The following is a 12925-nucleotide window of genomic DNA, read 5'->3' as shown; positions in this document are numbered from 1 at the left end:
ATTAAATACCTTTAATTTTTACTTTTGATGAAAATGGAACAATCCAATCTTTATGTTTAAAACTTTCTTTTTGCTGATATAAATCTACTTTTGGATTGATAAAAACAGTACTCATTCTACCATTCAAAGCCACATAACTATTTACAAAAACTTGTACGTTTTTATGTCCTTGACTTGTAAAATGATCTCCTAAATAGTGTGCATACTCCAAAATAAAATCGGGCTGAAAACTCATTTGTTTTTCTTGGTAAAGTGATAAAAAATCAGAATTATCAATATAAAAGAAAGCTTTTGTTTTAGCATCTACAATTTTAAAATTGGCATAACCTGCTTTTTCCATTAACATAACTCTCCAAGAAAAACGATAGCCTTCTTCTGTCCAAAATAATTCTCCAGGATATAGAATATTTCGAAAAGGAAATGTAATTTGAATCAATAAAAACAAGCCTAAAATAGGATAAATGAATTGTTTTTTAGTTTTTGAAAAAGTATAGTTCTTTTTGATGGTTAAAGAGGTTTTCGACTTCGCTTTAAATGACGGTTTTGACAAAAAATATTTTATTTTATCAATTATCTTTTGATGAAAATTAGCATCAAAAAATATCAAGGTAGAAACTATCATTATAAACGGAAACATACCAATTGGGAATAAAACTCTTGTAAAAACATGAAAAAACACCACCAAAACAAAGGCTAACATTCTTGTTCTTTTGTATAATAATAAAAATGGAATGAATAAATCATACAACAAACCTCCATAACTCATTGTGTAATGAAACCATTCTTGTTGCATAAAACTATTGCCAATTAAAGGTAAATCGTATTTAGAAGGTAACCAGATTTTTAAAGGCATTGCCCTAAACAACCAATCTGAATTTAATTTGGCTAAACCAGCATAAAAATAGACAATACCTAAAACTAGTTTTATGCTATCTATTGTCCATTTTGGAATGTTCTTATATATTACTTTCTTTTTTAAGGAATCTAAAGAAAAATATGCGTTTGCTGGTAAAAAAATCATTAAGAAACTTAAAACACTTATAAAATAATAGTGGTTTAAATAGGTAGTTTTGTCCATCAATTCAATGTATGTAAAAGACAGAAAAAATGTAATAATTGCAATTCTATATTTATAACCAATTGCTACAAATATTGCTGATAAGCCACAAATTACAAATACTAAATAAGTATAAATTCCTAAAGGTTTTATCCAACTAAAACCATAATAAGAAAAATGAAATTTTGGTTCTAAATAGAGGGTTTCTATCCAACCATTTGCCCAAAACCTTATGATACTTGCCAACATCATTAAACCAAAAAACAAACGAAAAACAGCTAAAGGAGCTGCATTTGTTTGCTTTTGTAAGTAATGTTCAAATTTTTTTATCATTCTAAAAAAACTAAAAGTTATTCTTATAATTAAGAATAACTTTTAGTTAAATTTTATATTTAAATTCTGTTGTTAATCTCCATCACTATCAACAAAAATAATGCTAATATTTAATGCAGAAGCCATGTCTACTTTTAGAAAAACTACTAGTTTTTGTAATTCGTCGTAAGCCAATGTCATTTGTGTATTATCTGTATTTACTTGCTCAAAGAAATTAGCATTTAAACTTTGTATTTGTGTTTCTGCAGTACTTAATTGATTTGTAATACTAGTTACTAAATCTTGCCTATCTAAAGCTTGTAAATACTGTTGAAAACTAGATTTACCAGAAATAGAAGTTCCTTTAAAATTACCAACAAATAAATTTTGAAACCCGTCTAAAGCTTGTAAAGCTAATTCTTTAGAAATATCTTTTCTATAAAAAGCTTCTACTTTTTCTGGTAAAGTTGTTGATGAGAAAACACCTGCAGGAATTCCGAATTTATTAGCTCTTATATTTTTTTCATAGAACTCAATATAATCATTCAAAAATTTATTTAGCGCACTTGTTGCTGTGTTTCCTGTACTTGCAACAAACTCATCTCTATAAGAGGTTGTCCAATCATTTAAAACCTGAGTTGTTAAACTACTCATTTGATTTAAAACATTGGTAACATAATCCTTATAACCTTCTGCATTTGCATCTGTTGTAAATTTAGCTAATATATTTGCATCAGTATCTGCAATACCATATAGCAAATAATCTAAAGCAGGGAAACCTTGTGCATCTTGATAGTTAACATTGTCTAAATCGTAACTTCCGTTCACAATATTGGTCTCTACATCTGCAACAGTAAGCGGATAAATGTTCATGTAAAATTTATATTGCAACTCTTCTGCTTTACCAATATTATACATTTCTATATTTTGGTATTCTTTATAAGCAGTAAACCAAGAAGTTCTTAAAGCTTCTAAATTTGTTTGATTAGGAGTTGTTACAAAAACATTTCCAGCAGCTTTTAAACTACTCATTTCAGTATCAAAATCTTGTAAAGAAGGGATAATAATATTATCAGCAATATGTGTTAACATTACACCTCTATCAAAATTATCTGTTACCTCTGGTTCATTTTCTGTTGATGAACTACAAGCGTAAATGACTGTAATTAAAAAGGCAAGAATTGTTATTTTTTTGAACATTTTATTTCTATTTATTCTAAATAAAGAAACAAAAGTAGTAAAATGTAAAAAAACTTTTACCTTTTACCACTTTTAATTTTAATATTATTAATTAGCTGCTTGTTCTAATGTAAAATTAAATTTAGCTGAAATAGTTGTAGAAATATCATCTAAAGTAGCATCTGTAAGATCCCAAAAACCATTACCTTCTAATAAAGTAGCAACAAAAGCATCTACTTCTGTTTTAGTAAAATAAGGTAAATCAGAATTTGGTTGTCTTGTAAATTGTAAACTGTAAACAAAACCTAAACCTTCTGATAAATCGTGAAATGCAGATGCATTATCTGTACCTAAAGTAGCTTTAGCTTGTTGTAAATAATATACTGCTCTAATACCAACAATTTCAGAGATTTTTTCTTTTAAAATTTCTGCTTGTGCATCTCTAGTTGTATAATCTTTAGCTACAATTGCAGCTCTACCTAATTTAAAAGCGTCATAAATATCAGAAGCAATACCTGCAAAATCATCATCTCCTTCTACTCTACTTAAATACTTATTTAAAAAAGAATCTATATTTAAAACTGGCGCAGTTACATCTACCTCATTACCATATAAATAACCAAAAGCTTCATCCCATTTATGCTCCATGTTTGTATATACTTTATCAGTAGCAACTACATCATTATCATTATCTGCTCTATTTGTACCTTCATCTAAAACTGCAGTACTCAAATAATTATTTAAAATTTGATCTACCATTAAACCACCAATTAAACTTTTATTTATCATTTGGTTTAACTCTAAACCTTGTGCAGTTACAAATCTTTCAGAACCACCACCTGCTTCTTGAATTTTACCAGCTACACCTGTACTTGCATTTACACTCCAATTAGGAAAAACATCATTTACCTGAGCTGAAATCCAAGAATCAAATTGAGTTTTAATAGCTGTAGCATCTGTTGTATTTGCAGCATAAAAATCTGTAGAAGCAGCTGTTTTACTTCTTAAGTTTTTAGAAGATGCATTTAAATCTGCATCAGAAAAGTCATTATCTCCTTCTGCATGAGCAAATTTAGCATTTAAAGAAGCTGATGTTTCTGTTGTTACTGTCAATGCTGAAACAAACTCATTACCCATCTGAATTCTAGTAGTTTGCCCATTAAAATCTACTGTAGACTCTCCATTTCTTTCGAATGTATAAGTTGCTGGTGCCTCTGTCATTGTTGTTTCATTTTCATTGTTATTACAAGAAAATAATAGTGTTGAAACTAAAGCGAGTGATAAAATTACTTTTTTCATTTTTATTTAGATTAACTTAAAATAGTATATTAATTGCGTGCAAATATACTATCCAAAGTTAATTTCATCAAACTTTATTAAGAATAAATAAAAATAATTTACAATGATTAATGTTTTACTACTTTAAGTAATTCAGGAAACTTATTCTTGAATTTGTTAAGCCTTGGAATTGAAACCGCTTTTACATAACTTTGATTAGGGTTTCGTTTTTCAAAATCTTGGTGATAATCTTCTGCTTTGTAAAACTTAGTATGCTTGGTAACTTCTGTAACTATATTACCATCATAAACTTCTATATTTAATTCAGCAATTTTATTTTCTATAATCTTTTTCTCTTTTTCTGTTTGATAAAATGCAATAGATCTATATTGACTTCCATAATCTGGATGCTGACCATTTTTAGTAGTAGGATTATGAGAGCCAAAAAAAACAGTTACTAAAGTTTCAAAACTTACTTTTTTAGGATTATAATATACAGCAACAGTTTCTGCATGACCTGTTCTACCTGTACCTATTGATCGATATGTAGGGTTTTTAGTATTTCCTCCTGCATAACCAGAAACAGCTTCTTCTACTCCTTTTACGCTTTCAAAAATAGCTTCTACACACCAAAAACATCCGCTTGCGAAATAAGCTATTTTTGTATTTTCATTTGGTATGTAAGTTTTTGATGACAATTCAGCTTCCTCTTTTTTAGTAAAACTAAAACATGATATTAATAATAATGAAAATGTAATTATAGATACTGACTTTAATAACTTCATAAATATTTTTTTTTATTTTTTAATGTAAAGTGAAATTGGTTAAGATTATTTATAACAATCAAAATATTACAATTAAAATTTGCACCAAGAACATAAATAATTCTTGGTACAAATTTCTGAACTTTTAATCCGATAAAAAAATTCGAATTACTTTATATGTCGTACTTTAATTAAACTTCGTACAATTTGTTTACAACTTTAGCATTTTGTTAAGAAACCCAGTTGCTAAAAATAGTTGTTATCCCTATTTTTGTGCGATAAATTAAAAGTTTTAATGGAGCACTTTATAGTTTCTGCACGTAAATACAGACCACAAAATTTTGAGGATGTTGTTGGGCAACAAGCCATAACAAACACGCTAGAGAATGCTATAAAAAACAACCATTTAGCACAAGCTTTGTTATTTACTGGGCCAAGAGGTGTTGGTAAAACTTCTTGTGCTCGTATTTTGGCTAAGAAAATAAATCAGCAAGATGTAGAAGTTTCTGATGATGAAGATTTTGCTTTTAATATTTTTGAGTTAGATGCTGCTTCTAACAATTCTGTTGATGATATTAGAAACTTAACAGACCAGGTTCGTATACCACCACAAACTGGTAAATACAAAGTTTATATTATTGATGAGGTACACATGTTATCTCAAGCTGCATTTAATGCTTTTTTAAAGACTTTAGAAGAACCACCTGCACATGCTATTTTTATTTTAGCTACTACAGAAAAACACAAAATAATTCCGACTATTTTATCTCGTTGTCAAATATTCGATTTTAAAAGAATTGGTGTTTTAGATGCTAAAAATTATCTAAAAACCATTTGCGAAAAAGAAAATATAACAGCAGAAGATGATGCTTTGCATATTATTGCTCAAAAAGCTGATGGTGCAATGCGTGATGCTTTGTCTATTTTTGATAGAGTTGTTAGTTTTTCTGGTAAAGAATTAACTCGTGAAGCTGTAACCGAAAATTTAAATGTTTTAGATTACGATACCTATTTTAATATGACAGATTTGTTGTTAAACAACAAAATACCTGATGTATTAAATGCATTTAATTCTATATTAGGAAAAGGTTTTGAAGGGCATCATTTTATAAATGGTTTGGCGAGTCATTTTAGAGATTTATTAGTAGCTAAAGACAAAATAACTTTAGATTTATTAGAAGTTGGTGATGCTGCCAAAAAGAAATATTTAGAGCAATCTACCAAAGCAAGTATTCCTTTTTTAATGCAAGCCATTAACAAAGCCAATGATTGTGATTTAAATTACAGAACTAGTAAAAATCAGCGATTGCTGGTGGAATTAACTTTAATGCAGATTGCCTCTATCACTTTTGATGGAGAAAAAAAAAAGCCAGCTAACTACATAATTCCTGCTACATTTTTTCAAGCGCTTTCTCCAGCTCCCAAAAAAGCAGTACAACCTATTGTAAATAAAGTAGATGTTTCTGCACCAAAAACATCCGAAGAAATAAAATCGAAATCAGTAAAACCAATTTTAAAATCGGTTAAAAGACGTACTTCTTCACTTACTTTAAAAAGTATTCATGAGAAAAAAGTAGTAAAAAAGTCTATAGCTGAAGAGAATTACGACAATCATCCAAAAGACCTTTTTACAGAAGAAACTTTACAAAATCATTGGAAAGAATATCCTGTATTATTACGTAAAAAAGGCGAAAATAATTTAGCTTCTATTATTGCTTCTGGCATACCAAAATTATCTGAAAATTTTGAAGTTATTTATGCTGTACCTAGTAATTTAATGAAAGATGAATTCTTAAAAGGTAGACCAAAATTATTGGCTTATTTAAGAGAGAAACTCAACAATTATGGTATTAATATAAATGCTGTTGTAAACGAAACCATTCAAAAGAAATTTGCTTACACCAGTCAAGAAAAATTTAATAAATTAAAAGAGAAAAATCCTTTACTAGAAAAATTACGTCAAACTTTTGAATTAGACTTTTAATTTTTCTTCTTCAGTTTTATAAGTATCACCAATATCTTTACCTAAATAAGAAATTACTAAATCTTTCTTTTCATGTTTCGCTTTTTCGAATTCAGCTATTAAGTAAATTCCTTTTTTGTTTTGTATAAATAATGGAACAGCCTTTTCTTCGTTTTCTAAAATTTTAAGAATATTATTATATTCTGTATCTCCATTTACCTTAACCTCAGTAATATTTGGATTTTCTCTATATGCTTCACTTAAATTAATATAATCGTCTTTAGGTGTTACAAAACCATATTTTTCTTCTTCTGATGCGTTATTCGCTTCTGTAGAAGAAGCCAGTCTAAAAGAACCATGTTCACCAAAGGCTTTAGAAAAGTTATTTAATGCATACTTATTTACAGAATCATTACCAGTTAAAGCAATTAAATAACCTACATCATTTAACTCAATATTATCTGTCAATTCATCATCATAAATATTTACATTAAAAGCCTCTAAATCATTTTCTGTTGCTTTTTCTATAAAGTTTTTATTAGAATCTATAAGTACAACTCTTTTACCTTTTTTAGTTAAAAATGTTGCTATTAATCTTGCTGGTTTAGAAGCGCCTACAATTAAAATACCATTAGATCTTTTTAGAAAAACACCTACCATTTTAGCAAATAATCTTGCAGTAGTTGCATTTAAAAGTACAGTACCTAAAACAATCATAAATACAAGAGGAGTTATATATTCTGCACCCTCTACACCTTGTTTTAATAATTTACTACCAAATAAAGAAGCAATACCTGCTGCAACAATACCTCTTGGTCCAACCCAACTTATAAATAATTTTTCATTTAATTTTAATTTGGATTTATATGTACTTGCAAAAACCGCTAACGGTCTTATAATAAAAACTACAATGGCAAATAAAGAAGCAGTTTTCCAGGTATATAACAACAACAAATCTTTCATGTTGATATTAGCTGACAATAAAATGAATAAAATTGAAATTAATAAAACACTTAAAGATTCTTTAAAATAAAGTAATTCTTTTAAGTTTTTTAATTTACCATTACCTAAAACCATACCCATAACAACAACAGCTAAAAGTCCTGATTCGTGCGCAAATATTTCTGATAAAACAAAAACCATTAAAACTGATGATAAAGAAACCACATTTAATAAATAATGAGGTACCATTTTTTTGTTGATTAAATAAGCTAAAGCATGTGCAAAAGTGAATCCGAAAGTAGTACCAAATAATAAAATTTTACCAAATTCAATTAAGGCTGTTTTGGTAAAACCTCCACCTCCACCAACACTTATAAACTCAAAAACCAATACTGCAACTAAAGCGCCTATAGGATCTATTAAAATTCCTTCCCACTTTAAAACAGTAGATATATCTTTTTTTAATGGAATATTTCGTAAAATTGGTGTAATAACTGTTGGGCCAGTAACTATAATTAAACCTGCAAAGAGGTAAGAAAGATCCCAACCTAAACCAAAAACATAATGCGCAACTACACCTGCCCCAAAGAAAGTAATTGCAGAACCCAAAGTGATTAATTTTGTAATAACTGGCCCTACATTTTTAATTTCACTTCTTTTAAGAGTTAAACCACCTTCAAAAAGAATGATACTGATTGCTAGTGACACAAAGTAATACAAACTCTCTCCAGGAAATAATCCTTTTTCGCCATTCCAAATGGGTTCTATCCATTTAGAACCATCTTCACTTAAATATTCTGCAGCAATTGGCCCAACTAATAAACCTATTAAGATTAAAGGTAAAATTGCTGGAATTTTAAACTTCCAAGCAACCCATTGTGCCAATATTCCTAAAATGATTATTCCTGCTAACTCTAACATATTTTGTGCCTAAGATTAATTAGTAAATTTAAGAATGTTTATTTATCTTAAAAATAAAATCTTTAGTTTTTTTCATTCTTTTAAAGTTTGCTATATTGTGCCAATAACTTCAAAACAAAATATTCTTTTTGCAAAAATTTGATAAAATCCTAATAGGGATTGCTTTTTCACCCAACTTAAAACCCAATTTATTTGAAGCTGTAAGATTAGCTAATATGTTTAATGCAGAATTAGTTGGTGTACATGTGGGAGAAAAATCCGAAGAAAAAGAGAAAAACATTCAAGCTATTTTACAAGAAGCTGATTTTTTAAAAACCAAATTTACAGCAATTTGGCAACAAGGAGAACCAGTAGATGTAATTTTAAAAACTTGTAAAAATGAACAAATAGATTTACTTATTTTAGGTGCATTACAAAAAGAAAATATATATAAATATTATGTAGGTTCTATTGCTAGAAAAATTACAAGAAAAGCACCTTGTTCTGTACTATTATTAATAAAACCATCTATTGTAAGACAGGCATGTAAACACATTGTTGTAAATGGTTTAGAAGATAAAAAAACAGAGGAAACTATAAAAACTTCTTTTCTTATTTCTAATTATTTAAACTGTAAAAAAATAACAATAGTCGAAGAAATTAAGCAAGAAGAATTACATGTTAAAGTAAATGACGACAGATCTTTACGTAGAGCAAACATTGCTAAAGAAAGACTAGAGACTAGAGAAAACAGACGTGTAAATAAAATTTTAAATGAAATTGAATGTCAAAATTTTACTGTTAATACACAAAGTATTTTTGGCAAAAGAGGTTATTCTATTGGGCATTATGCTAAAGTAAAAAGAGCAGATTTATTGGTAATGAATGGACCAAGAAAATCAGGAATTATAGATCGTATTTTTCCTCATGATATTGAATATATTTTATCTGAATTACCAACAGATGTTTTAATTGTAAAATAGATGAAAAAACAAAGTGCTTTTAAAACATTTTTATCAGAAATACCCCAAAATTTATTTTCAGGATTTGTTGTTTCATTAATTGCACTTCCATTAGGTTTAGGTTTGGCCTTGGCTTCTGGTGCACCACCAATTTCAGGAATTATAGCAGCCATTGTTGGTGGAACAGTTGTTGCCATCATTGGTGGTTCTAATGTTACTATTACAGGACCAGGAAATGGTTTAGTAGTTGTAATTTTAGCTGCAATTACTACTTTAGGTGAAGGAGATATGCAGCAAGGTTTTCTATATACTTTGGCTGCAATTGTAGTTTCTGGAGTTATTATGATAATTCTTGGATTTTTAAGAATGGGATCTTTAGGAGATTTCTTTCCATCATCTGCAATACAAGGAATGTTGGCTGCAATTGGTATTGGTATTTTTGCCAAACAAATACATGTAATGTTTGGTAATATTTCTGCTAAAGGAAGTATTATAGAGTTACTTTTAAAAATTCCAGAAGGGATTATCAACTTTATAAAAACAGACAGTACAAGTATTTTTTATGCAGGTTTAGTAGGTATTATTAGTCTGTTAATAATGATTTTTTACGGCAAAATTAGAAACCGATATTTAAAACTGATTCCTGCACCTATGTGGATTGTAATTTTAAGTATTAGCTTTTATGCTTATTTCGAATATTTTTCTACGGCTGATTATCCTATTGAAAAAAGTTTACTAATTAGTTTACCTAACGATATTTTATCAAACTTTGCTTTCCCAGATTTTGGAAAAATTTATAAAATGGAATTTATAAGTGCTGTAATTAGTATTACTCTAATTGCAAGTATAGAAAGTTTATTAAGCATAAAAGCTGTTGATAAATTAGATTCTTTAAAAAGACGATCTAACGTAAATAAAGACATAAGAGCCTTAGGAATTGCAACTGTAATTAGTGGTTTTTTGGGTGGCTTAAATGTGGTTACAGTAATTGCAAGAAGTTCTGTAAACGTTAATAATAAAGGTAGTAACAGATCTGCAAACTTTTTTCATGCAAGTTTTTTAATAATATTCATTTTATTATTTGCGACTCAATTACGTAAAATTCCATTACCTGCTTTAGCTGCAATTTTAGTTTTTACAGGTTACAAATTAGCATCACCAGACAACATTGTTAAAGTATTTAAAGTTGGTAAAGAGCAATTAATTATATTTTTAATAACCTTACTAACAACAATTTCCACTAGCTTAATTACTGGTATTTTAGTAGGTATTTTTGCGACACTTATAATGCATATTATTATCAATAAAAATGCAAAACTATTCTTTAAAAACATTATTAAACCTAATGTTTTAATGTTTAAAGAAGATGATATTTATTACGTAAGCGTTAAGAATTTTTCTAGCTTTTTAAATTACACAAAACTAAAAACCAAGCTAAATCAAATTCCGGAAACTGAAGAAGCCATCATCGATTTTTCTTTGTGCGATTTTGTTGATGATTCAGTGATGGAAAACATGAGTAATTATACAGAAAGTTTTACCAGAAAAGGAGGCCATTTTGAGGTTATTGGTTTAGATGATGCAGAATCTAAAAGTAATCATCCTTTTGCTTTGCGTAAAATTATGCCAAAGCAAATAAATAATTTAAATAAGGTTTTTACAAAAAGACAAGGGTCTATAGAGAATATTAGTAAAGAAATGCATTGGCAATATGATCCTTTTTCTGATATAGAAATGGAAGAATTACCAACGTTTGGTTATTTTAAAACTCGTAAAATACAGAAAGTATCTAATGTACTTTCTAATGACTCATGCACCATTTTTGATGTTCATTTCTCTGAAGGAGAACTCATTGCAAAACAAATTGTTAAAACAACAATGTTGCACATACATCCTAAAAAGAATATACCCGATTTTACTCTAGATAAAGAAGGTTTATTTGAGCATATCTTGCACTTTGTTGGCTATACAGATATTGATTTAGACAATCATCCAGATTTTAGCAAACGTTTTTATTTATCAGGAAAAAATGAAAAACAAATAATAGAATTCTTTACAGACGAATTAATTTTGTTTTTTGAAAGCAATAAACAATACCATATTTCAGCTACCAAAAAAGGTCTCTTAATATTTGGCAATGAACGTTTGGCTAGTGTTAAAGAAATTAAAGCACTTGCCTATTTTGGTATAGCTTTACAAAAAATTATTAGGTAAATATTAGATTGTAAAAACCCTAACTTTTTTATTTTTTAAACGAACATTATTTAAATCCTCTACCAATCTTTTTGTTTCAGAAACTGGTACAGCAACAAAAGCACAGTCTTGTTTTAATTCAATAATACCTAATTGATCTTTGTTTAAATTTCCTTTTTTAAAGAATAAACCAGCAAGATCTCCTTTAGAAATTTTGTCTTTTCTACCTCCAGAAACAAACAAAGTTTCCCAAAAAACAGGTTTTAATTTTTGCTTATCAGAAATATTAGCATTTGTAGCACCTTTTATAAAATCTGGTAAAATTTCTTTTTGCCATTTTAAAACATAGGCAGTTCCTTTTGCATCTACCCTAGCTGTTCGTCCATTTCTGTGTGTAAACTCTTCTATCCTTTGTGGTAATTCATAATGAATAATATATTTCATTTCTGGAATATCTATACCTCTTGCAGCTAAATCTGTAGCTAATAAAATTTGACTTGACCCATTTCTAAACTTTATTAAAGAACGCTCACGATCTCTTTGCTCCATTCCTCCAGAAAAGGATGAATGCGCTATTTTATTTTTACTTAAAAATTCACTTACGTGCTCAATGCTGCTTTTAAGGTTACAGAAAATAATTCCGGGTTTATTACCTATATGTTTTAGTAAGTTTAAAAGTGTTTCATTTTTATTTTTTGCCTCTGATGCAACAATCTTAATATCTAATTTCTTAGATTTTTTACCTGTTAAGTAATTTATAATAGTTGGCTTATTCAATTTTACAAAATCAGGAATTTCAGCATCTTGTGTTGCTGATGTTAAAATTCGCTTATTAATATTTGGTAATTGATTGATAATACCTCTCATTTCATATTCAAAACCAACTTCTAAAGATTTATCAAACTCATCTAAAATTAAAGTTTTAATACTTTCTTTAGAAAAACGATCATTTGCAAAATGATCAGAAATTCTACCTGGAGTACCAATTAAAATACTTGGTGTATGTTTTATTTCTATTTTATCTTTAGCCATAGAACGACCTCCATAAACTGCATTTACTTTAAAACCTGTACCCATTTCTCTAATTACTTGCTCAATTTGAATGGCTAATTCTCTAGAAGGCACTAAAACTAAAACTTGAATATCTTTATTTTCAGGATCTATCAACTTTAAAGTAGGCAAAAGAAAAGCTAAAGTTTTACCTGTACCTGTAGGCGAAAGAATAATTGTATTTGTAGTTTTTTCAATTACAGAAATTGCTTCATCCTGCATTTCATTCAACTTATAAATATTTAATTTTGCTAAAATATCTTCTTGATTTTTAATGTTATTTGCCATACTATTTATCTCTAAAAAATTAAATAAAATTGATTGA

At 28.2% G+C, this 12925-nt stretch carries 9 protein-coding genes; 3 read left to right on the top strand and 6 right to left on the bottom strand.

The window, feature by feature from the left end:
* Position 1 precedes the first annotated feature (1 nt).
* The 4 genes from ACJJVK_RS12535 to msrA all read right to left on the bottom strand — a co-directional run bounded on the left by ACJJVK_RS12535 (position 2) and on the right by msrA (position 4611).
* Positions 2-1390 carry an HTTM domain-containing protein gene (locus ACJJVK_RS12535; protein WP_405566377.1) on the bottom strand — a complete coding sequence of 463 codons (1389 nt, stop codon included), beginning with the start codon at positions 1388-1390 and terminating at the stop codon, positions 2-4.
* A 72-nt stretch (positions 1391-1462) separates the two neighbouring features.
* Positions 1463-2569 (bottom strand): imelysin family protein, encoded by a 1107-nt coding sequence (locus tag ACJJVK_RS12530; protein WP_405566376.1) that lies wholly within the window; start codon positions 2567-2569, stop codon positions 1463-1465.
* Between the two features lie 87 nt (positions 2570-2656).
* Entirely contained in the window at positions 2657-3847 is a 1191-nt protein-coding gene (locus ACJJVK_RS12525; protein WP_405566374.1) for a DUF4856 domain-containing protein, read from the bottom strand.
* A gap of 107 nt (positions 3848-3954) precedes the next feature.
* The gene (msrA, locus tag ACJJVK_RS12520) at positions 3955-4611 is read right to left on the bottom strand and encodes a peptide-methionine (S)-S-oxide reductase MsrA (protein ID WP_405566372.1); all 657 of its coding nucleotides are present in this window, start codon (positions 4609-4611) and stop codon (positions 3955-3957) included.
* A gap of 274 nt (positions 4612-4885) precedes the next feature.
* Here msrA and dnaX point away from each other — a divergent pair, with 274 nt between their 5' ends.
* Entirely contained in the window at positions 4886-6574 is a 1689-nt protein-coding gene (dnaX, locus tag ACJJVK_RS12515; RefSeq protein WP_215995662.1) for a DNA polymerase III subunit gamma/tau, read from the top strand.
* On the opposite strand, the gene ACJJVK_RS12510 is transcribed toward dnaX, so the two are convergent.
* A complete protein-coding gene (locus ACJJVK_RS12510; protein ID WP_405566371.1) occupies positions 6563-8416 on the bottom strand; it encodes a cation:proton antiporter in 1854 nt (617 codons plus the stop codon). The two genes, dnaX and ACJJVK_RS12510, sit on opposite strands and share 12 nt — an antisense overlap.
* A 128-nt stretch (positions 8417-8544) precedes the next feature.
* Between ACJJVK_RS12510 and ACJJVK_RS12505 the strand changes: the two genes are divergently transcribed.
* Entirely contained in the window at positions 8545-9378 is an 834-nt protein-coding gene (locus ACJJVK_RS12505; protein ID WP_405566369.1) for a universal stress protein, read from the top strand.
* Positions 9379-11571 (top strand): SulP family inorganic anion transporter, encoded by a 2193-nt coding sequence (locus tag ACJJVK_RS12500; protein ID WP_405566367.1) that lies wholly within the window; start codon positions 9379-9381, stop codon positions 11569-11571.
* Positions 11572-11574: 3 nt separating this feature from the next.
* On the opposite strand, the gene ACJJVK_RS12495 is transcribed toward ACJJVK_RS12500, so the two are convergent.
* A complete protein-coding gene (locus ACJJVK_RS12495) occupies positions 11575-12888 on the bottom strand; it encodes a DEAD/DEAH box helicase (protein WP_215995665.1) in 1314 nt (437 codons plus the stop codon).
* Between the last annotated feature and the right edge of the window lie 37 nt (positions 12889-12925).

The organism is Polaribacter sp. Asnod6-C07, assembly GCF_045063625.1.
GTDB classification, from domain to species: domain Bacteria; phylum Bacteroidota; class Bacteroidia; order Flavobacteriales; family Flavobacteriaceae; genus Polaribacter; species Polaribacter vadi_A.
Note: the sequence above shows the minus strand (reverse complement) of the source record. Positions and strands in the feature narration are given on the sequence as shown.